General features: G+C 32.8%; 29 protein-coding genes. 8 read left to right on the top strand and 21 right to left on the bottom strand.

What is annotated here, in order from left to right:
- Positions 1-24: 24 nt before the first annotated feature.
- From AAFN64_RS05985 to AAFN64_RS05960, 6 genes are all read right to left on the bottom strand, one after another.
- Positions 25-438, bottom strand: coding sequence for a hypothetical protein (locus AAFN64_RS05985; RefSeq protein ID WP_347759664.1), 414 nt, complete (start codon positions 436-438; stop codon positions 25-27).
- Between the two features lie 45 nt (positions 439-483).
- Positions 484-813, bottom strand: a complete 330-nt coding sequence (locus tag AAFN64_RS05980) for a hypothetical protein (RefSeq protein WP_347759663.1) — start codon at positions 811-813, stop codon at positions 484-486.
- A 44-nt stretch (positions 814-857) separates the two neighbouring features.
- Positions 858-1499 (bottom strand): hypothetical protein, encoded by a 642-nt coding sequence (locus tag AAFN64_RS05975; protein ID WP_347759661.1) that lies wholly within the window; start codon positions 1497-1499, stop codon positions 858-860.
- A 107-nt stretch (positions 1500-1606) separates the two neighbouring features.
- On the bottom strand, positions 1607-2323 hold the full coding sequence (locus tag AAFN64_RS05970) for a hypothetical protein (protein WP_347759660.1): 717 nt from the start codon (positions 2321-2323) through the stop codon (positions 1607-1609).
- A gap of 161 nt (positions 2324-2484) precedes the next feature.
- Positions 2485-2982: a hypothetical protein gene (locus tag AAFN64_RS05965; protein WP_347759658.1), complete on the bottom strand. Its 498-nt coding sequence runs from the start codon at positions 2980-2982 to the stop codon at positions 2485-2487.
- Positions 2979-3809: a DUF4747 family protein gene (locus AAFN64_RS05960; protein WP_347759656.1), complete on the bottom strand. Its 831-nt coding sequence runs from the start codon at positions 3807-3809 to the stop codon at positions 2979-2981. The genes AAFN64_RS05965 and AAFN64_RS05960 overlap by 4 nt, the downstream gene beginning before the upstream one ends.
- A 327-nt stretch (positions 3810-4136) precedes the next feature.
- Between AAFN64_RS05960 and AAFN64_RS05955 the strand changes: the two genes are divergently transcribed.
- Both AAFN64_RS05955 and AAFN64_RS05950 read left to right on the top strand, forming a co-directional pair.
- Positions 4137-5168, top strand: a complete 1032-nt coding sequence (locus AAFN64_RS05955) for an RNA ligase family protein (protein ID WP_347759655.1) — start codon at positions 4137-4139, stop codon at positions 5166-5168.
- A gap of 74 nt (positions 5169-5242) precedes the next feature.
- Complete coding sequence (locus AAFN64_RS05950) at positions 5243-5638, top strand: VOC family protein (protein ID WP_347759654.1); 396 nt, start codon at positions 5243-5245, stop codon at positions 5636-5638.
- 176 nt (positions 5639-5814) lie between these two features.
- On the opposite strand, the gene AAFN64_RS05945 is transcribed toward AAFN64_RS05950, so the two are convergent.
- Together AAFN64_RS05945 and AAFN64_RS05940 are read right to left on the bottom strand one after the other, a co-directional pair.
- Positions 5815-6555, bottom strand: a complete 741-nt coding sequence (locus AAFN64_RS05945) for a DUF3667 domain-containing protein (RefSeq protein WP_347759652.1) — start codon at positions 6553-6555, stop codon at positions 5815-5817.
- Positions 6556-6668: 113 nt separating this feature from the next.
- A complete protein-coding gene (locus tag AAFN64_RS05940) occupies positions 6669-7232 on the bottom strand; it encodes a hypothetical protein (protein ID WP_347759651.1) in 564 nt (187 codons plus the stop codon).
- 341 nt (positions 7233-7573) lie between these two features.
- On the opposite strand from AAFN64_RS05940, the gene AAFN64_RS05935 reads away from it, so the two are divergent.
- From AAFN64_RS05935 to gwsS, 5 genes are read left to right on the top strand one after another with little or no spacing between them, the layout of a single operon-like run.
- The gene (locus AAFN64_RS05935; RefSeq protein ID WP_347759649.1) at positions 7574-7777 is read left to right on the top strand and encodes a hypothetical protein; all 204 of its coding nucleotides are present in this window, start codon (positions 7574-7576) and stop codon (positions 7775-7777) included.
- Between the two features lie 57 nt (positions 7778-7834).
- Positions 7835-8848 (top strand): hypothetical protein, encoded by a 1014-nt coding sequence (locus AAFN64_RS05930; protein WP_347759648.1) that lies wholly within the window; start codon positions 7835-7837, stop codon positions 8846-8848.
- A gap of 8 nt (positions 8849-8856) precedes the next feature.
- Positions 8857-9828 carry a grasp-with-spasm system ATP-grasp peptide maturase gene (gwsG, locus tag AAFN64_RS05925; protein WP_347759647.1) on the top strand — a complete coding sequence of 324 codons (972 nt, stop codon included), beginning with the start codon at positions 8857-8859 and terminating at the stop codon, positions 9826-9828.
- Positions 9818-10039 carry a hypothetical protein gene (locus AAFN64_RS05920; protein ID WP_347759645.1) on the top strand — a complete coding sequence of 74 codons (222 nt, stop codon included), beginning with the start codon at positions 9818-9820 and terminating at the stop codon, positions 10037-10039. Before gwsG ends, AAFN64_RS05920 begins: the two co-directional genes overlap by 11 nt.
- Positions 10036-11106 carry a grasp-with-spasm system SPASM domain peptide maturase gene (gene gwsS / locus AAFN64_RS05915; RefSeq protein ID WP_347759644.1) on the top strand — a complete coding sequence of 357 codons (1071 nt, stop codon included), beginning with the start codon at positions 10036-10038 and terminating at the stop codon, positions 11104-11106. The genes AAFN64_RS05920 and gwsS overlap by 4 nt, the downstream gene beginning before the upstream one ends.
- 113 nt (positions 11107-11219) lie before the next feature.
- Here the strand turns inward: gwsS and AAFN64_RS05910 are convergent, their stop codons facing one another.
- The 4 genes from AAFN64_RS05910 to AAFN64_RS05895 all read right to left on the bottom strand — a co-directional run bounded on the left by AAFN64_RS05910 (position 11220) and on the right by AAFN64_RS05895 (position 13271).
- Positions 11220-11822, bottom strand: coding sequence for a hypothetical protein (locus tag AAFN64_RS05910; protein ID WP_347759642.1), 603 nt, complete (start codon positions 11820-11822; stop codon positions 11220-11222).
- Positions 11823-11876: 54 nt separating this feature from the next.
- A complete protein-coding gene (locus AAFN64_RS05905) occupies positions 11877-12368 on the bottom strand; it encodes a hypothetical protein (protein WP_300491127.1) in 492 nt (163 codons plus the stop codon).
- Between the two features lie 75 nt (positions 12369-12443).
- Entirely contained in the window at positions 12444-12800 is a 357-nt protein-coding gene (locus tag AAFN64_RS05900; RefSeq protein ID WP_347759641.1) for a hypothetical protein, read from the bottom strand.
- 84 nt (positions 12801-12884) lie between these two features.
- On the bottom strand, positions 12885-13271 hold the full coding sequence (locus tag AAFN64_RS05895) for a hypothetical protein (RefSeq protein ID WP_347759640.1): 387 nt from the start codon (positions 13269-13271) through the stop codon (positions 12885-12887).
- A gap of 338 nt (positions 13272-13609) precedes the next feature.
- Here AAFN64_RS05895 and AAFN64_RS05890 point away from each other — a divergent pair, with 338 nt between their 5' ends.
- The gene (locus tag AAFN64_RS05890) at positions 13610-14737 is read left to right on the top strand and encodes a WG repeat-containing protein (protein ID WP_347759638.1); all 1128 of its coding nucleotides are present in this window, start codon (positions 13610-13612) and stop codon (positions 14735-14737) included.
- A gap of 230 nt (positions 14738-14967) precedes the next feature.
- Here AAFN64_RS05890 and AAFN64_RS05885 read toward each other — a convergent pair whose 3' ends face one another.
- From AAFN64_RS05885 to AAFN64_RS05845, 9 genes are all read right to left on the bottom strand, one after another.
- A complete protein-coding gene (locus tag AAFN64_RS05885) occupies positions 14968-15309 on the bottom strand; it encodes a hypothetical protein (RefSeq protein WP_347759636.1) in 342 nt (113 codons plus the stop codon).
- 63 nt (positions 15310-15372) lie between these two features.
- On the bottom strand, positions 15373-15993 hold the full coding sequence (locus AAFN64_RS05880) for a hypothetical protein (RefSeq protein WP_347759635.1): 621 nt from the start codon (positions 15991-15993) through the stop codon (positions 15373-15375).
- A gap of 2 nt (positions 15994-15995) precedes the next feature.
- Positions 15996-16715 carry a hypothetical protein gene (locus AAFN64_RS05875; RefSeq protein WP_347759634.1) on the bottom strand — a complete coding sequence of 240 codons (720 nt, stop codon included), beginning with the start codon at positions 16713-16715 and terminating at the stop codon, positions 15996-15998.
- Between the two features lie 93 nt (positions 16716-16808).
- Positions 16809-17438 (bottom strand): DUF1629 domain-containing protein, encoded by a 630-nt coding sequence (locus tag AAFN64_RS05870; RefSeq protein WP_347759633.1) that lies wholly within the window; start codon positions 17436-17438, stop codon positions 16809-16811.
- A 74-nt stretch (positions 17439-17512) separates the two neighbouring features.
- A complete protein-coding gene (locus tag AAFN64_RS05865; RefSeq protein ID WP_347759632.1) occupies positions 17513-18172 on the bottom strand; it encodes a hypothetical protein in 660 nt (219 codons plus the stop codon).
- A 70-nt stretch (positions 18173-18242) separates the two neighbouring features.
- Positions 18243-18929, bottom strand: a complete 687-nt coding sequence (locus AAFN64_RS05860) for a hypothetical protein (protein ID WP_347759630.1) — start codon at positions 18927-18929, stop codon at positions 18243-18245.
- A 94-nt stretch (positions 18930-19023) separates the two neighbouring features.
- Entirely contained in the window at positions 19024-19647 is a 624-nt protein-coding gene (locus AAFN64_RS05855; protein ID WP_347759629.1) for a hypothetical protein, read from the bottom strand.
- 10 nt (positions 19648-19657) lie between these two features.
- Positions 19658-20485 carry a hypothetical protein gene (locus AAFN64_RS05850; RefSeq protein WP_347759628.1) on the bottom strand — a complete coding sequence of 276 codons (828 nt, stop codon included), beginning with the start codon at positions 20483-20485 and terminating at the stop codon, positions 19658-19660.
- 340 nt (positions 20486-20825) lie between these two features.
- On the bottom strand, positions 20826-21617 hold the full coding sequence (locus tag AAFN64_RS05845) for a polysaccharide deacetylase family protein (protein ID WP_347759627.1): 792 nt from the start codon (positions 21615-21617) through the stop codon (positions 20826-20828).
- Between the last annotated feature and the right edge of the window lie 9 nt (positions 21618-21626).

Genomic DNA, 21626 nt, shown 5'->3' with positions numbered 1-21626 from the left:
TATAGCATCATTGTAGTCGACAATTTACTTGGAGTTATCGAAAGCGCGTGTATATTTTTCAAGAATCGGATCTTGTATACATTCGCAAATATATTCAAAGATACTTTCTATAAGCTCCGATTCATTTGTTTTTTCATGATAACTGTCTTTAAGAACTAAATGGATGGCTACAGTATCATCATCCAGACAGATTTTTCTAACGATACCATCATTAATCGTTATACCGTTCGGGACAGATGGATTCGTATGACAGGCTTTGATTAGATTGACAATTTTGTTTATCGTTTGATTGTCGTCAATTTGTTTATGCCAAACCCTACCCTTTTCCTGAAAATAGTCTGATTTCGACATGATAACAATCAAATCATACTGATTGTCATTTTTTTTAATCTCGATATCCAGTTCGCCGTCAAGGGTGTTTATATTTATTTTGATCATATAGCGTTGGTTACTTGTTTTGATGCAAACTTCATTTGGGTTGCTTTATTGCATTTTCTGTTTTAAACTCTCGACAACTTTTACGGTAAGCCCGGTTAGTTTCGCAATATATTCGATTTCCATCCTTTCCTCCAAACATTTCGTTGCCATTTCTCTTGCTTTTGCATCCCGACCGGTTCTTAAACCGGTTTTTAAACCTGCTGTTCTTCCAAGTTCCTTTGCTTCCTTTTGTATTCGCTCTTCCAGTACATACCTTGGAACCCATTTGGTACTTTTTCTTAATTCGTCCATAAGTCCAATATCGGTAAAGCTTAGATAGCTTTTTTCTGAAATGATTAAATGATCGATGACTTCGGTTTGAATAATTATACCCACTTGTATTAATCGGTCGGTAATGTCTTTATCGGCATCCGAGGGTTTTAGTTCAGTGCCAATGTTTTTATATAAACGTTTTCTTTTTTTAATTCGTGACGTTCTTTATCTTCTAAAAGTATCATTTGCTCTCTAGTAATATTTCTATGTGAGCGTTCCTCACTTTCCACACGAAGTTTTGTCTTTTGTAATAGTTTATTTACAGCATGATCAGACCTTTCTCCAATGTTTATTATAAATAGGAATTTAAGATACTCTGATGTATCCGAAATGTATTTTTTATTATTTAGTAATTTGTAGGCATCGTCTATTAGGTGTTTGCTTTGCATTGATCCAAATTTCGAGCTACCTTTTACGGGGATATTACATTTTACTTCGGCAATTAGCTTTATAGATTCGTTTATAACTATATCAAAACCTTGGGAGTTCGGTTTAATAGAATCAATTTTTCCTAAAATGCTGTTTATCTCGATTTCATTTAGATTAAAATAAGTTCCAATCCATTTTCCGGCTTCAAGAGTTAACTTGTAAGTTAGTAAATTGTTGATATCTGATAAAACGGTCTTAAGATCTAAAATCTCTTCGTTTTTTAAGACTGTATAAAAATCTATGTTTAGCCCTGTAAGTTTCTGTAAATGATTGTTGTATTTAGTCTTTAGTTCATTATTTCGACTTATGAAATTTTCCATTGTTTAGATGTCGTTTTTTCGATTTTTTTAGTCAGCGGTTATAACTAAGGAGTTGATTATTTTCGGATATAGATAGAATTATTTTGAGAAGAAAAGCAAATCAGTAATTACGTAGAATAATTACTATTATTAACAAAATCTACAACTTTATTAGTTAATTCGGCAGATTGTTCAAATTCATTAGAGTATCTTTCAATGCAAATACCGAAACCACCAGATTTATCAATATGCCTTCCAGAAAATTGTTCAACTTTTACAAAAATAATTCCTATTTCTTCAGATAGACCTTCATCAGTCGGAATGTTATAATAATCATTAGGCATGTCTGTTGTTCTAAATAATATATTTGGAGTATTATATTTTCTACCATCATCAAGTAAAATGATCATTAAATAGGATTGATAGAAACCTAGATTTTTGTAAAATTCTGCTTGGACAACCCCTTTTTTAATTTTTTGGAGGTTATTTATTTTTGTTGTTTGATCATCTTGTGAAATGCATTTAACCCTTTTACACTCAAATACAATTGTTTTTTCTGGGTGAGATGGATCGACTAAAAGAACATCAATGTCTCCTGGTTTTTTGTTCTTCGTAGTAAAAGGATGTGTAACCTCAGTAAAATATTTTACAGTTTTGTAGTCTTCAAATAAAGTTTCATAGAATATACTTCTAAAGGATGAATTAGCAAATAACCATTTAATAATTTGGTCTTCAGTCATTTCTGTTACACTCTCATCATTTTCATCATTTCCAGTGAAAAATTTAATTTCCCCCGTTCCATTTATATATTGCGAGTCATAAATTATTTTTCTAAATATTCTCATAATAATAAACTTTGTCAGGTTTGCTGCTAATATTCTATCGACTTTAAGAAATTAAGGGTTCTTGTATTGAACCATTCTATTTGAACCGGTGTTAAATATATAAAGTCATCTTTGAATTTTGCCCGAGACCCAGATTTCTTAAAATTATTGTTGGCGGCAGTTTAATTTTTTTCTTTATTTTTTTTTAGAAAAAGTGTTCGATATTTTGAAAATTTTATAGTATCAATTATGCAAAACCATGTTGCTAATATACCATAGAGAAAACAGAATTCTAATGTTAAAATCAATATTGATTTTTGCAACCAAACATCTCTATAATTTGTTTCTAACCAAAAAGAAGTCCCAGTATATAGTATAATTGATAGAACAAGGCTTGCAAATAAAATGAATAAGGTAAACTTAAAAGACCAAAGTAATTCAGTAAATGTATTTTTTTCCTCTAAAAATTCAATAAAATCATTATCTGGTGATGATATTAAGATAGCCATGGCAGTAAAGAATAAAGAAAAAATTATTGAAAGAACCGTCATTGCAACATTATAAAAAGAAAGTGCAAATTTCATATTTACATAATCAGGTAATAGAAAATATGTTGTGATAGTACTCAGAAGAACTATTACAAAATCCCAACTTTTTATTACTGCCTTTATTCTCCTCATTCTTGATGATTTGTTCTTTGTCTTATTCTTTCAAATGTTCTACTAAGATAATTAATTATGTTTGACATTCCAGTTCTTTCAATATTATCTGGTAAATTTTGAGTTATTTCTTGATTTCTTGTTTTGGTAGTTATAGTCATTTGGTGGCCATTTTCATCTTTTCCACTTGCTTCTGCAATTCCATAACCATCCTCAGACATCGCCATTTTTGCAATAGTTTCGTCGTCAATTACCAATCCTTCTGCGTTATTTGATTCTTGAATTTCTTTGTATTTTGTAATATTATTACTTTGTAATCTTTCATCGGTTTGTCTCCAAAGATCTGCATTATTAGGATTTGAAGGGACTAATGATATAGAGACCCTCTTAATTTCACGCATAGTTTTAACTTGTTCTATGAAGGAATACTGCTCTCTTATGCTAGATATTGAAAATTCAAAATCTTGCCCTTCATGATTAATATGAAAAAGATCTGTAAACATTCTAACAAACATCGTTTTAGAAATTAAATTTTGAATCTCTTCATATGCTATTATCATTTCGTCAGTGTTTATTAAAAACATTGACTTAGCTACTATGCTATTTACTGTTCCACCCTGTCTAGCTGTACCTGTTACTTCGTCTAAAATTTCTCCACGTCCATATGGATCATATTTTACTAAATAACCTAAAATGTAATTATTGAGAGTTTCAATATCAATAATTTTATAGGAATAATCATTGTAACCAGCAGCAGCGACACTTCTAATTCCGTCTATTATAAAAGGTCTTTTTAACCTATTGTCAGACAAGTTTAGATGTAGCCTATTAAAAAACATTTTTGACATAAATTTGATTTTATAAGATTATTAATTTTTTCCTTTTTTTTGCAAAACTGCCGCCAATATCATTTCACAAAACTTTCCAATAAGTTTATTTCTTGAAAATTCCGCAAACTCGCAAGAAACCAATTTCCTTCTAACAAAGCAATACGTATTTTTACTTAATTTTTACTCTAACTACTTTCAATATAGTATATTAAAAATTATAGACGAGCATAAAACAACACGGTTTAAATACTCCGATTTTTCTTTCAACTATTTCCGATATATTTGCAAACAGCCGCGCTATAGTGGCGCAACAGTACTAATTTGCAACCTATTAGCAAAAAAACAATGAGCGAATTTTCAGGGTATGAAAAGATGCCTAATAACATTAAAAAACTAGGCTTCAGTGAAAAAGATTTTTCCGAAATGGAGAAATTTAAATGGGTTGTGACCGAAAAAGTCCACGGTGCCAACTTTAGTTTTACTTACGAAAATGGTACATTAAAATTTGCTAAAAGAAAAGACTATCTCCAATGGAACGACGATTTTTTTGGTTTTCAATTGGTTGTAAACCGACTGGAAGATGCTATACTTCGCCTCTTTGAACAACTCAGCAGCGATATAAACGGAGAGAAATATATTGTTTATGGCGAATTGTTTGGTGGAAACTATCCGCATCCGGAAGTCGATTCCATAAAAGATTTACAGGCCATTCAAACCGGCGTGTATTATACCCCTGAAATTGCATTTTGTGCCTTTGATATTGCCATCGAAACAAGTGGATCCGATTCTAAGTATTATCTGGATTATGAAAGTGCTGTGGCTTATTTTAAGCAGTTTGACATCTTTTACGCAAAACCGCTATTGATCGGAAAATTTGCTGAGGCGATGAATTTTAATATCCGAATAAACTCTACGATTCCGAAAGAATTTAATCTCCCGGAACTAAAAGACAATCTCATTGAAGGTGTCGTGATCAAACCGTTTAATCAAACCAACAAGGACACATTAGCTTTAAGACCAATAATTAAATTAAAAAATGCCGAATTTGACGAAGAAGACAAATTCCATGAAGCCGAAAAATGGTCCTTTGTTCCAGATGTTTCTTCCAGAACAGAAGATTTATCGTTTATTGTAACGGAATTGCGGCACTATATCACGCAAAACAGATTGGTCAGTGCGATTTCAAAAATAGGTGCATTGGATCGAAATAATCCTGCCCGAATTCTTGAAATTAAAACCGAATTTTCAAATGATGTGCTTGTCGATTTTAATGAAAACAACAACAATCTTTTAAACGATTTACAACCAGACGAAAAAGAATGGATTATCGAAAGGGTCAACTTTGAAATAAATAGAATGATAACGTCTGCTAATTGATAACTTTTTGACAATTAAAACATAAGAAAATCAGAATTGACTATCGGGAACTTTATATCAAAAAAACAAAAGCCATGAAGCAAATAAAATTTATAGAAACGATCCTATATGTAAACGACCAACAGGCCAGTGCCGAATTTTATACCAAGCTATTGCGACAGGATCCAGACTTAAACGTTCCGGGGATGACCGAATTTATACTTGCTGAAAATTTTAAATTGGGACTAATGCCTAACAAAGGAATTGCAAAAATCCTGTTGAATAAAACGCCGCATCCCGACGAAGGTAATGGTATTCCCCGATGTGAACTTTACTTTTATGTAACCGATATTGAACTCGAATTTAACAATGCTATTCAATGCGGCGCAAAACTGATTAGTCCGATTTCACCTCGTGACTGGGGAGATAAAGTCTGTTATTTTGCCGATATTGACGGACATATTATTGCATTTGCAGTGAAACAGGAGTAATGAATGTTATTGCGTTTCGATAGTTAGATAGCGCGGATTTGCAATCCGTGCTTACAATTAAAATCAATACTGCACTTTTGCTTTTTATTAATGCAAATACTTAAGCCCAATGTCAGATAGCGCGGATCTGTAATCCGTGCTTACAATTAAAACCAATACTGCACTTTTGCTTTTTATTAATGCAAATATTTAAGCCCAATGTTGTTTAGAATCGTATTGGTTCCTTGCTTGATCACTAAATATAAAACGGCAATTATCGTTACCCGAATAATGAGTTTGTATTTTTTTAAACCAAAGACCGAAAAGTATTGGTAATAAAAAATCAATACATACAATAAGGTTAGCGCAATCGCAACATAATTTACGGCAACCAGAAAGTCTTTGTTATCACTAAAAACCAAACAGATGGTTAGCATAAGACTGATGGCCAATGTTCCACATAACAGGTACAAATTGAGTACCAGATTTTCTGTATAGTTTTGTTTGCTTTTTCTAAAAAACAAATAACTCACAACAGAAATGATCGGTACGTTCAGGAAAACGGTAATTTTCGAATAATCTTTTAGTACTTTTAAAAGGCCTTCGACTGTCTTTTTATCGTCATATAAAACGGTTGCATCAACTTTAGCCCATTTTTTAATAAAGTAACCAATGGTCATCAAAAGAATTATCGTTGCAAAATAATTAAAATGCTTTACCCTTTTTCCCTGTACATATTCTCTGACACTATGTCCCGGTCGGGTAAATAATTCTTTCATCGTAAAGAAAAACCCTTTGTCGAAATGAAATATACCGTGAATAAAATCATGTTGAAAAACGTGATGTAACGAAAAGCGATGTGTGGATGTTGGCTGACTACAATTACTACAAAATTTACCCGAAATTTCTTTATTACAATTTAAACAGTTAGTGGTCATTAGTACGTTATAGATATCAATTTTATTTTTTGTTGTTTTCTGTGGTCTGTCGGAGTAGATTAACTAAAAGGGCAAACCCGTTACTGTGTAAAACCTGTGTTAATCGTTTCCTTTTACTTCGTAATAATCCCGACACCGGTTAATGGTTCCTTTTTTTCGACTGCTATTGAGGTTTCAACAGTCAAAATCCACCAATTAATAAAACCTAAATCATCATCCTGCATTCCGGTATGGGTGTCGACTAGTTCTTTCCAGCTTTTACAATACACTATAAACGTATCCAGAAACTGTAGTCTGTATTCCAATGAAGTGGTTCTTGCAAAATGATAGCGTATGCCTTTTTCTTTGGATAAGGATAAAATTATTTGTTCGTTATCTGTTGTCTCAAACGCAAAAGCCTGAAAGCTATCCGGAAGTCCCAATCGTTTTGTGTTTTCACCAACGATTTCTAATTTTTTAAGTAGGTCGGCAGTGATATACGACCAGTAATGTTGGGTTATGGAATACGCCGTTTCCCATTTCCCTATAATTGGAGACGATTCAAAAACGGCATCCTCTTCTGACGGAAGCCACATGGCAAAATCAACATCTTTTAAATCTTCCCATTCAATTGATCCTTGAATGGTGTTTTCAAAATCTAGAATTTTGTTTATTAGAATACTTTCTGATTCGTTCATTTTTTTGGGTTGCGTCGTTATTATTTTGTCTCTCGATTTTTTTTGAACATGCACATTGTCTAATTACATGTGATCAAATTATTTGGCCAATTTACTTAAAAAAGTAAGATAAAACTTTTATTATCGACAAAAACACATATACATAATCACGAACACGATTAGCTTTTAGAATTACGATTAACAAAAAAATCAAAAAGTTGGCCTTTTGGTTCAACCATACTATTTCCGACTTTCAATTTTTATAAATTCTGCTAGTGAAATTCTTAATAGCGTTATTAAAAAATCTACTGCTGGTGGCAAAAGACTATTAAATCAAGTGTTTAATTTAACAATATAAATTTATGGAACTAGAAAGTTTAAAAACAGACAAATTTGAATCATTCAAAGAAAATGAAATTTTAAACATAGTCGGTATTGTTGGTGGCAGAATAGAACCCGTTGCAACGTGCCTTAAAGGTCATAATGACTACCGAGACTATGAAACTCAAACGGCAGGGCAAACAGACGGAGGAGGAACCGCCTGGGATTTTAGAGTATTAGATTAGGAGTTGCAATTATTTATGGAGCTGATTGCAGCTCCATCTTTTTAAGATTAATCGATTATGAACAGAATATTTTCTTTAGTACTTCTGATACCGTTACTCATATATTCTCAGAAAACAGATTACAGGGATTATCATTTGAACATTAATAAAGCTGAAGAACTTTTTTTTATGCAGCAAAAAGTCGATAGCTGCTTATACTATTACGATAATGTTTTTTCGACTTATGATTTCATTTTTGTAAAAGATCTGGTCAACGCTGCACAAATTGCGATATTTTCGAAAAAACCGTATAAAAAATATATTGAACAAGCTTTTACACAAGGATTGAAATTGGAAACTATTGAAAAGTATCCATTATTCAAAAAAGTTATTCCAACACTAAAAAAAGACAAAAAACTAATTGAAAAATACAGGATTGCCCGGTCCAATTACATTAAAAAAATAGATTTTGAATACCTTGACTGGCTTTACAAAAATGCAATTCAGGACCAAAAAGATAAAAGATTGAAGTGGTCAAAATATATGAATCTTGTCTATAAAACATCGAATAAGATGATGGACTTAACCCAAAAGAAAGGGTTTCCGGAAGATAAAATAATTGGACTGAGCGATAGTTTGATTTTTAAGGAAATAAACAAACCCTGGTTGGATTTATATCAGCAACGAAAACATGATTCGCGCTTATTTTACATGAACACGAATGATAAAAGTTTGAGTGCTACAGAATATAGTCTGGTTATTATGGTACACAATCCTTGTTCCTATTTTTTATACAAAAATATTCTTATTAAAGAAATGATAAAGGGGAATATCCATCCCAGAGATATTGGTTTAATTTATGACAATACCTACAGATTTAGAAGTTCTTTTCCCTATTACTGTAATGTAAAACTAAAGGGCGTTTATAGATTAAATCTTTATACGGATTATAGCACTCATAATAATATACCAGAAACGAATGCGATGCGAAAAAAATTATATATCGTTTCTACTCATGTTGACGATCAAAAAAAGGAATATGAAATAGAATATGGTTTTAAATTGTTTTCCGGATTTTGGAATTGCAGATAAATAAGTATATGAAAGAAATTTTTATTCAGTCTGAGCGTAATGATTTAAGTACTGATGATGTAATCGCATGGATTTACTATTTAAAAAAGGATATCAAAATAAATACTTTTTTAGATGATTATCATATAGACAACTTAAGTGTTGAAATGTCAAATACTAAAAAAATTGAAGCCCGAATAAATGATAAGAAGCTAAATCACAATTCTAACGTATGGTACAGAAGAGGTGAATTCATTAGTTTTGATAAAAATGATGTAAGAAATAAAGAAGTTCATAAAAAAATAAACACCGAAACAATTACACCTGTTCTAGAATTCTTAAATAGTGGTTTTTCTATCAATCTGATCAATAAATTTGATGATAATTATGCTAGTAAGCTGAAAATGCTAAATGTAGCATTGTCTTTAGGAATAAAAATACCTGATGTTTTAATAACTGGGAACAATTTAGAATTATATCAATTTACAACAAAACATAAAAAAGTTATTACTAAACCCATAAAAAATCCATATATCAATTTCAAGTTTAATAGTCATTCCATAAAATTTTCAACGCGTTCAAAACTACTTACAAAAGATGATCTGGAAGAAAAAGAATCGTTCTTTTCACCTTCATTTTTTCAAAAATATATTGAAAAAAAATACGAAATAAGGAGTTTTTATAGTGATGGACTATTTAAAAGTATGGCCATTTTTAGCCAACAAAACGAAAAGACAAAAATTGATTTTCGAAATTATGATCGAATACGACCAAACAGATGCGTCCCTTATCTATTACCTAAAACATTAGAACGAAAATTACATAAATTAATGATTCAAATGGGGTTGAATTGTGGCTCATTTGATATTATTGTAACACCCCAAAATCAATATTACTTTTTGGAAGTAAATCCAATAGGTCAATTCCAATGGGTTAGCCTTAATTGTAATTATTACATTGAAAAATTAATAGCAAAAAGATTAACTAAAAATGGAAACTGAGACTATAAAAAAAGTTGTTAAAATGGATATAATAGAAAATCCAACAGCCTATCCTTTTATTGCTAAATATTGGGATGTTGAAGTATTCAAAAATGATGGTGATTTAAAACATAAGGAAGTTGATTTTGGACATTATGAGACAAAATCATCTGTTTTAATTCCTTTTTACAAGCCAATTTCTAAGATTATAGATTTATCTCAATTTTTATGAAGCCGCAACTATTTAAACTTTTTTCAAATTGTCAGATTGTAATTGGAAAAAACAGATCAACCATCTGTGATTTACAACGAAATAAATATATTTTGATACCGAATAGTTTGGCAAATTTATTTGATAAAAATGGAATCATAGACGTTACCGAAATATCAAAAAAACTGGATGTAACGAATCACCATATATTTGAGGAGTATTTAGATTTGTTAAATAAAAATGAATTAATCTTTCCTTGTACAAAAAGTGAAATTTCCAGATTTCCGATTTTGGATTTAGAATTCGATTATCCCGCTGCTGTATCAAATATGATTATAGATTTTTCTAAAAATTCCAATCATGATTTTGATTTAATTCTTACAAATTTCATTATACCTCTTAATTGTCGACATATTCAAGCTCGATTTTTTGATGCTACTAGCTTTGGTCACATAGAGGAAATTGTCAAACAAGTAAGTAACAGTTTTATGAAAACAATCGATTTAATTATCAAAAGAGACTTTGATATTTCTACTAAATTTATGCAATGGGTTTCTGAAAATAATAAAATTAGAAGTATTACTTTTCATTCTAGCGACGACACTAAAATAATTAGCGAAGGTAAAGACGGTTTTGGAGTTGTGATTTGTACAAAACAAAAAATAAACGCTCCAATTCATTGTGGTATAATAAGCCACAATCTCTTTAATATTACAATTGAAACTTTTACCGAGTCACAACATCATAATAGTTGTTTGAATAGAAAACTAGCAATAGATACCAATGGTGATATTAAAAATTGTCCGTCTATGAGAGAAGTTTTTGGTAATATTAAGACTGCCAAATTAGAAGAAGTTATTAGTAATAAAGAATTTAAAAAATATTGGAATATAACTAAAAACCAAATAGACGGTTGTAAAGATTGTGAATTTAGGCACATCTGTACAGATTGTAGGGCTTATCTTGAAAATCCAAAAGATATATACTCTAAACCTTTAAAATGTGGTTATAATCCAAATACAACTATATGGGAAAAATGGAGTTGTAATCCTTTGAAAAAAAATGCCATTACTTTTTATAAAATGTAAATAAAAATAACATCCGATACCACTTTTGTTGTGTTTGAATAAGGTTAAGCGATGATTTTAGGTGAAATACCAGTTTAAGTATGAAAAGAGTTTATCGCTAATTCCCGCCGTTTTTATCGCCAGGATGTTACTTTATAGTTGCTATAATTCAAATCCATGTCTTTCATTCGGCTGTCGAGGCTAATGATACCCTCTTTCAGATAAAGCTCCTGTTCCTCTTTTGATAGTTGGTGGTAAATATCTATTCCAATTCCTACATTTTTGCTAATCGAAATTGCATAGGTTAAATCCGGATTTTTATACATGATATAATCCAGCCCTTTATAGTCGATAACAATTGGATGAGAAGGTTTAATGGTCTCGATGTCTATTAAATCTTTTCGAACAACCCGATATCTTTTTTGTGGCCCATGTCCGCCGATCTCTAAATAATAGAAGAAAACAGTGTTGCATTTTGTACATTGAAAAATTTCACAACCGTAATACGGATACCTGTCGAATTGGATTTTCGCATCTTGTCCCCAATATTGGGATTCCCATTGTTTTTCGCCAGGCTGAACTGAAATTTGTCCAATTTTAGTTAGGTTGGTTTTCAATTCTTCCGTTTCGTTATGCCACTCCCAAAAATCGTTATGACCACCACAAGAATCGTTGACTTTTGTGGATGCCAAAAAATGTAAAAGTTTTTGTTCGTCAATTTCAAATGCTGTTTCCATAAAATTACTGCCAGGGTTTGGGTGGGAAATTAAAGTTCAATTGAAAACTTCCGTTTAAATATCTCTAAGATCTTTTACAGTACCATTTTCAATTTCAGAAAAGTCAAAGTCATTTTCGATTACAAACGTTGCTGTAATTTGCTTTGGTTGTCCAATCGGCTCAAGTCGAAGTAAATCGTCGTCGTCGTTTAGTGCCGTTAAAAATTCAGTTTCAGAATTTGCAGTGCCTAAAATAATCCATGGCCATCCGGATTCCGTTTCCAGATAGTAACTATTTAATTCGAAATTTCCGTTGTCACGATACAATTCTTCTCCAATTGGATAATCCTGAAGTTCTCCAATTAATTCAAAGCTTGTTTTCTTATTTTGATAATTCTCCCCAATCTGATCCAGAATATGGTTCCGTTTATCCTGCTCGATTTTATAGGCTAAATCCTCCTGAACTTGAGATGCATTGGAAAAACCGGGGCGTTCCGTTCGGAGCAAAAAGTATTTTTCCTCATTTTGAATTTTATAAATGCTGAAAATTGTCAGTTCACTTGCCATAAATTAGTTGTAAAAATTTTATTTATTTTCAATTATACGAAACCGATGTAAAATGTATTCGTCTGAAATTAAGCTTTAAATATACGAACTAAAATCGTATCGGATATCAAATTCTTTACAGAAATCCCGAAGGTTTCGACAACCATCCAAACCGCTAAAATTTTCAGTTAATAGTGCTTTTATATCAAGCGTAGGGTTTTGTTCTGACAGTTTTGTAATAAGAACTTTCGTGTTTTCAACATCAAAAGAGTACCAATACTCATAATCGCTGTCGGCAAAACGCTCTTTAACAAAATCGCCCAAATCTTGCCCTGAGATTAAAAGGCGCCCACTGTTTATCGCAGCCCATACATTTACCGAAAGTCGGGAACCGTCCCGGTATTCACACAGATAAAATTTTTCAACATCGTCAATACTTTTTTTTAACTCCATATTAGTTTTTCTGATCCCTTTTGTACTACGCTATCGCTCCTTTTTTTACAAAACTTTTTATCTGCTTTACAAAATCCTTTTTTATTAGTTAAAATGTTCTAAAACCTGGATGATCTCTACAGCATAGTTAATTTCTAAATTCAGTGTCTGACTTCCGTCACAGCCAATTTCTACAGCATTTTCAATTTCATTGTACTTGATCATAAGTCTTGACTCCTCTATGTCCCAATAATATACATTGTCAACCTCCAAGCAAAGTTGATTTGGATACGGTTTTCTTTCATAGTCAGGATCTTCCCAAATCTCCTTAGCAATTTTAGTCAATAGCTGAATTATGTCGTCATTGTCGGAACGCGTAAGCAAACAACTTTCTCCTTTTTCGCCGTTAAGTTTTAGCGAAATACAAGTGTCGTCTCTTTGAATCAGAATGTTCCCTTTTTTAACAAACCAATTGTATATCTGATTTTCCATTTTTTGAAATTTAAACTTATTTGGCTTTCCCATCCGGACAAAATGCAAGGCTTTTCGTTCTATCAGGCGACGATTCTACGAATTAGATCGCAAACGAAAATAGTGATTATTTTCTAAAATGATCGAAATTTTAATTTTAGGTAAAATGTTATTTTTGTACACTTTTTCTTCGAAAAAAAAACATATCTTCCGCAAAAAATAATTTTGCTTATGATGTATTAAAAATCATTTAATCATCCTATTCCAAACAATATAAAGCAATCATTACGGAACAAACACCGATTCCGAAATACTACATATAGCACAACGAAAAATCCAATCTGAACGCATAAATAGACATGAATACGCTAAACAAAATAAAGATATTACTTTCCGTTATAACGCTTTTTAGTTGTGTACAAGGGTGTTCTCAGGAATACAAAACCGATGATCCACTGGCGGCCTATAACGAATTCTATCCGTACAGAAATGGATATGCCACTGTGGGAATCAATAAAAAATACGGATTTATTGATAAAAAAGGACGCAATGTTGTGCCCTGTAAATATAGCTTTGTATTCGAATTCAATAAAGGACTGGCAGCCGTTGAATTGGACGATAAGTATGGACTTGTAGATACCACAGGTCGGGAAGTGGTGCCTTTTAAATATGATTTTATTGGCGGCTTTGAGGATAGCAACAGAGCGATTGTAAAATTAAACAAAAAGTGGGGTTTTATCGACAAAAAAGGAAATGAAGTCATTCCTGTTATTTATGAAGATGCGAGTCCGTTTTATGAAGAAATGACTACTGTCAAAGAAAACGGCCAATGGTATATCATCGATACCCTGAACAACAGAAAACCGGTTCGACGTGACATTGACAACCTTGCTTCTTTTCAAGAAGGACTGGCCGCTGTAAAACTCCGTGGACAATCCGAGTGGGGTTTTATGGATAAACAGGAAAAGATTGTCATTCCGCCACTATACGAAAGTCCCTCTTCTTTTCAGAATGGCCTGGCAGACGTGAAACGCGATGGAAAAACAGGTTTTATCAACAAAAAGGGAAAAGTGGTAGTGCCTTTACGTTATGACGGTTATCCTCATTTTAGCGATGGTATGGCGGCTGTATCCTTAAATGACAAATATGGATTTGTAAACACAAAAGGAACTTTGGTCATTCCGATACAATATTCGAATGTCTATAGCTTTTATGACGGTATGGCCATCATCCCGATATCCGGAAAATATGGTTGCATCAATAAAAAAGGAGAAACGGTTATTCCATTTATCTATGATGAGATGTATTCCGACGAAGGTATTTTTGCAGTGGTGAAAGACGGAAAAGGCTATTTTATAGACGCTAAGCAAAACGTGTTGTTCCCGGAAGTCTACCAAAGTGTGGATGCCTTTAAAGACGGAGCAGCTCTGGTAAAACAAAACGGAATCTGGTTTTTTATAGACAAAAAAGGAAAACGATTATTTTAAACAGAACCGCAATCCTTATATTTTTAAAGAGATAACGATCAAATGAACTGAAATCTCCGATCGCTGTTATCGGAAGTCCTTTATAATTGATATCGCTAAATCTTCTTTATTCAGAATGTTGGAACACCAAAAGCCTTTTCCCCAGGTTCCTTTTCCAACATAGGTTTCCGGATATTCGAAGCTCAGAAGTGTTGCCGTTCTACTTTTTAATCGTGCGATTTTTTGAGTTATTACATTGAATTGGAAAATACCAGCATTTCAACTTTTGAAGCATCAACTTTAAGCATTTTGATGTTCAAGCCATTAACAATTCGATCCTGATTTTCCTTACACAATTTTTCAATGTCGGATTTTAATTGGTTTATTGCTTTTTCATGAAGTAAAGAAAGTTCCTGCTTCGGAGTCTTATTTAAGTATTCCGGTTTTAATTCTTTGTATAAATGATAATGGATATCGTGCTTTTCTAATTCGGAATAAGTATCAGCCAGTTTTTGCCAGTCACCATTTTTGTCCCATACGGGATATCCATTAAAAATAGTCCAGATAACATGAAATAATTGCTTGTTTTCCATAGTTTTTGAATTACACCTGATAACGCTGATTTATGTCCTTTACGGTCATTTGTTAGTGGCTTTTTAGTACTTATCGTAATACTCGTATGAATTTTTCAAGTTGTATTTTTGTTTTATTTCCGTTTCCCAGGCTAAATATTCGTCTATAAACTTATTAAAGTTACAGGGTATTCCTTTTGTCCAATACATATCTCCGTGAACGAGTAGCATTGCCCAATGAAATTCCAGTTCATGTGTGATATATTCGACGTCCTTAATAGTACGGGGTTCTTTTATCAGATAGGAATCATTTAGTTTTTCTGTTGCTAAATTGTAGTCTATCTTTCCATAATTGACCATGATGTGTTTTACCAGTTCACAGAATGAATAATGATTAAATATGACTCCTGTTTCGTCATCCTCCAATTGAAGTCCATCGGTTAGTTGGACTGGTTTTTGTCTGTCCCAAACTTTTATTTCGGGGTTACACCAACCGGTAACGATGTCCAGTATATCGTAGGCTCTGTCTTGTAACGTTTCATCATCTGAAAGATCAACTGCCACTTGTTCCATAAGTTTTCGGGCTGTTTCCTGTTGTCCGCCGGATTGTTTATAGTCCAGTAAAATCTGCTGTACGGATTTATTAAGACAGTCGCCTTGTGCTATTTTTTCTTTTAAGATTTTTTGTAGTTCGTTTTCGGTCATTCTTAGTAGTAGGTATATTCTTTGTACAACACATGTTTCACTTTTTGTTTGTTCAGGTCGTAATATCCATAAAGTACAGTCGGGTTTCCTTCATTGTCATATTCCTGGGCGACTTGAATACGATACGACACCGTCTTTTTCCCATCGGTGGTTTCAGTCTCCGTACTTGCAATTTCCTGTATTTTATTGTTTTTGTAAATCGTTTCAATTTCTTGTATTGATTCTACAACCTCTTCCTTTTTGAAAACACTTTTGAGTAAGCGGTAATTTTTATCTAAGGTAATAATGTTTGAATAAGAACTGTCTTTCTCCGAGCGAACATTATAACTGTAATCGTCTAGCCAAATGTATTTATAGCTATTTTCGGTATGTTCTCCATCGTAAAGATGTGCTGTTTCTTTATACGATAAGGATTTTCCTTTGCCGGAAAAAACGCTTAAAAACTCCGATTTGCCGATACTTTTAATATCCCACATCTTATTTATGGTAATAACATTGCCCATCTTATCGAACGTCATCGTAATTTTCCCGAAGGGTTTGCCCGTATTTGCAGGTATTTTTCCATCTTCAACGGTATGTATATACGTGACTACTTCTTTTACGGCTCCTTTAAGTCCGTATTCCAGTTTCTGGCTATAGGTCGTTTCGGTTGTTTTGTTTCCTTGTCCGTTACAGGAAAAGAATAGTGGAAAGAGTAAAAGTAATAGTACTATTTTTTTCATTTGTTATTTCGTTTTTACCGGATAGCGCGGATTTATAATCCGTGCCTTTAAAACGTCGGATTATATTCATTCCGATTATTGTAACCCCTGTTTTTAATCTAAATTCTCATGACCCCATTTTGCCAATGTCGGGTCGTTTGGATCAGCATCTACAACCTGCGTTAAATCTTGTGTCCGTACTAAAGTCAGTTTTATTTTTTGTTCTAAAATAATACCCTCCAGATGCTTACTGATAAAAATATAGGTCGGAAAATCAAGTACTCTAAAAATATTCCTGCCATTTGTTTTTTCATCAATCATTTCCACTCTTGTAATAGCATCAGGCCAAAATTCATTCGGATTTATATATTTTGTTTCTTTTATATATTCGCTTTTTTCCCAGTCAAAACAATCCACTAATTCAAGGATATTCATGATCCAGAATTCTTCTTTTTGTTTTGCATAATTCGATTTACATTTAATAAACTGAATGTATTTACTATCCGGAAGCGAACTTAATATGTCTTTAAACCGGGTTGAAACAATCGGAAAGTGCCCGATTCCCATTATATAATCAGTTACTTTTGCATTTTTACTTCGGAATTTAAGGGTCGGATCTCCGATATTTTCAAGAACCACTCCTTCGAATTCTAATTTTTTGGCGTCGTTATCGATGTTCTCGATAGCGGTATAATATAGATGGCCATCTGTATGATAACTCTGTATTCTGATAAAGTTTGACATCGTATTCTTATATTTTATTCTCTGATAGTAGCGTACAAAAGTCGCTTTAGAAGCTGTTTTTGAGTTGTTTTTATTTAATCAAAAACAATTTCTATATCCAATTGCTTGAACATAAAGCCTGTTAAATGATGTTCTTCTATTGCTTTTTTCACATTTTCATTACAGATTAAACCAATTCCAAAGGCGGGTGTAATATCGAAATATTCCGTGAATTTTAGCGATTTACGGGTTAAACTCCAATTGTCATTGGCTTCAAATAATTTTCTGTTTTGGATCTTGAAATCTTCGAAACTTACGACTTTAATTGTCTCTCCATATTGTTTTTCGATGCTGTTAAACGCAATAAAATCGGAATTCTCCCAATCTATTTTGCTTTTTCCTCCCGATTCATACCACAGAAAACGGTATGGATGTGGTATTCCTCTTCTAAAAATAGTCATTGGATAAAAACTGCCGTTTATTTTAAACGATTCCAAAACCTGATGGCCTTTTTCACTGACAAATAAACCGGAAGTGGTAATGACAAAACTACTCGAGACACAGTCGGATAATCTCGAATTATAGTGTAGTACAAAATTATTGAGGTCGGGAATATCATCATCCGTTTTCCATTGACTTATAATACCCCATTGAGAGGCTCTGGCTTTGTGAAAATCAATTTTCAGTTCTTTTACCTGTGGGTATCTACCAATTATCTTAGAATCGGTTTCCTGACATATTTCAAAGTATTTCATACAAATTTTAAATCTGATAATTCTTTTTTTTCAAACGCGCAAGATTACTATTACTGCTTTTTGGCTTATTTTATCGTTCTTCCAAAAGTTTAAAATAGCGGCTGTAGTCTTTATCCGGAAAAGCTTTTTGCAGTGCTTCCAACGATTCTTTTACGTTTTGATAGATCCCATCTGCTTTTAAATCTTCTAATGCAACTTCGGTAAAAAGATATTGCCAATCGGCTATTCCAAGCATGTCTAAAACGGCTTCATAATATCCGTTAAACGTCAGATTGGTTTTATAAGCTAAAGCACGATTAATATAATAAATGGCCGGTTCATTAGGTGGCGCTACTCCATTTTGAATACTGTAAACCGCTAATTTACCATCGCCAATCTCCGGACGGCCATCCAATATACGGAAAGTCTTCCATAAGGCTATTTCTTCGGCTGTTTGTCCTTTAAACCAAAGCTGTTTATCATAATTTTTGTCAACTAATAACAACCCTGAGTAAAGTTTTTCAATATTAAATTCTAATTGAGAAGCAAAACCATCCACTTCCAACCAGGCATGAAAATAATATTTGTCAATATTCAAAATATCCAAATATCTATTTGCCACTTCCTCATAACCTAATTGTGAAAAATCGTTTATAACAAAATCGGCTGTTTGTTCATCGGTCTCTAAAATATTAGATTTAATTTTTACATCTTCAAAATAACTTAATTGCGTTATGTTTTCTAAATTTTTAAATTGTTCGGTTATTTTAAATTCCATGATTATATCTTAAAAAGTAGTTCTGTTTAGCCTTGGTCAATAGTGCCAAATTTCCTGTTTTGTTCTTTTCTTTTAGTTGTAATTCGATATTATTTTAAATCCATTCTGCCGGAATAATAATCCCCTCAGGACAATTAAAATCTTTAATAACATCGAGAAATTTTTGGGTCACACCAATTTCTCCGTGATCCGTAAATTCAAAGATATCAGCGCCTTCGTACCTATCCGAAAAGACCTGTAAGTGAATCGGATTTTCAGTCGTTTTCCGCATAATCAGTTGGGATTTTTCTTCATTGTATTTATTGAGCGTCAGATTACATCCTTCGCAAGTTCCTGTATAATCGCTGGCAATAGGAATATTTCGGATTGCGGGTGATAAAATGGCTAAATAAACAAAATCGGGTATTGTTGTCACATCAATGTCTGCATATTTAAAGGGTACCTTTTTTACTTTTAGAGGTGCAAATCCTTTAATTCCTGCCTGCATAAGGGCATCATACAACTTTTTGGTAACCATTAACAAGCCCGAAGAACTTACCCAATCTTCTCCGTTGTATTTATCAATTTCCAATTCCACTTTTGAGAATTTGATTTCTTCTTTTAATTGTCTGTTGCACTTTTCGCATTTTGGTTGCTGTACTCGGACACTTTTTTTACTCAGGGTTCCAATCCAACTTCTGCAATTAAGCGTGTATATCTGGGGTTTATTCTGTTCCATTTTTTTATTGTTATTTTACTTTGGTTGTTTTGATAAAATCAAGTCCTGTGATTTTTTCATCCAGTAACTTCTGTGCTAATCGTGTAGATATAAATTGTTCCCGACATAGAAAGTAATTCTTAAACGCAAACAGATCCAGTTCGTTGGGATGGAGCACAATTTGTTTAGATTGTATCGTTATCCTTTCATTAAAATTGCTCCGGGAAACACCTTCATTTAATCGGTTTGAAACCGCCTGTATTTCTTCGGATGACTGGAACGATTCGGGTAGTATCGCTCTTGCGGCAAAATCAAAATATCCTTTTCCTTTATAAAAAACAGATAGCGGATAATTTACGTAGTCATCGGCATAATTAATAAAATGCAGGTATACATAGTCTTCCGAAACGACTTTCTTACTTTGTACAGCAATCTTGTATTCCTGATAATCGCCAATATTGAAATTTTTAAGGATTTCGAATAATTTTTTACTAACAATCCAGCCGCCACCTTCTACTCCATTTACAACATCCGTTAGTTTGGCTTCTGCATATAGTTTAACCACTCCCAAATCCAATTCGGTTGACGGGAAAGCACCTTTCCGCATCATTCTGTTATACATATTCATCAATGGAACAAAATCGTCATCCTCTTCCGTTCTATAATGATCATTAAATATCGATTCTAAATTTGCACTTTTAGAGATGTCGTGGTAATCTACTTGCCAGGCGTGTTTTTTGCCAATTGGCATTTCGACTTTGATGTAGTTTTCGGAAAATTCGGTATCGAGGAAGAAACGTTCTTCTTCATTTTTCCATTGAATTGCTATCTGATCTAATATATGTACGGGTTTATCCATCTTTTTGACGCTTCAAATTTAGTTAGGCAATACGGAATTTGAATGGGTGTTTATTTTCATTTTAAAGCCTTACTTATTTACTAAAAAACGAAACTTTTAAAAGAAAAATGTCGTTTTTTTAGACGTTCCTAATATAAAAATTTTATTACAAAATGGCATTGCTTTTTCATTTATTTACTGGAGTCCGTTTTGATCATAACTAGAGTCTGTGCCTTCTCTAAATACAATAAAAAAAGCCTGACACTAGTATCAGGCTTTTGTAAAATTGCAGGCTAAGAGGTAGTACATCAAACATCTTATGTCCTTTTATCCGATTTTAATCCGATTGTGAATTGGAAATTTACTCCTTTGCCATTAAGTTATCCAAATCGGACAGAGTGTAAAACTGCATATTGTTCAATTCTATGTATTTACAGATAAATGCTAAGGTTTCAATTTTTGTTTGATAATTAGCTGTTAACTCCTTAACCGGTTTATGACCGCACAAAATAAGTATCTTATTTTCTTTTCTGGCATAATCCAATAGCTCTAAAAGGTAAGGTATACTAAAATGGACATGATTATTATCGATATCAAAGGCATACATATATTTTGTACCTCTAAAATAACAGCCTTCTTTTTCCGGAACATCGCCACAAAATGCCCTTCCCCTGATAATATTAAATTTTGGAGCTAAAGCCTTATCGAGTTCCTCTGATCTTTCCCCATAGGGATAAGCAAATGAGGTAACATGTAAAGCCAACCTTTTCATCGATGCAAGCATCGGGTCTATTTCTACTTTTACATAATTATCGATTCCGTTTGCTGCCGCATACGTAACCGCATTAAAATGATGGTATCCATGCCCGGCTATTTCATGTCCGTTTTTCTGCATCTGAACAAGCTTGTTTAATTGGGGTGCGCCTATGGAATCAATCCTGCAAACACAAAAAGTGGCTTTCCAGGAGTATTTTTTTAAAGCCTGGTCGGCCTCAAACCATTCGTCTACATAGGCATCGTCAAAAGACAAAACCACGCCTGCCCTATAGGGTTTTGAATATGGGACCGACTGTGGTATTGCTTTTTTATTATCGCAGGCGGATACAATTATCGTTGTTATAATTAAAAAGGACTTATAAAAAAACGGCTTCATAAATTCTAA

This window comes from Flavobacterium sp. CAU 1735, assembly GCF_039888695.1.
Classification (GTDB): domain Bacteria; phylum Bacteroidota; class Bacteroidia; order Flavobacteriales; family Flavobacteriaceae; genus Flavobacterium.
Note: the sequence above shows the minus strand (reverse complement) of the source record. Positions and strands in the feature narration are given on the sequence as shown.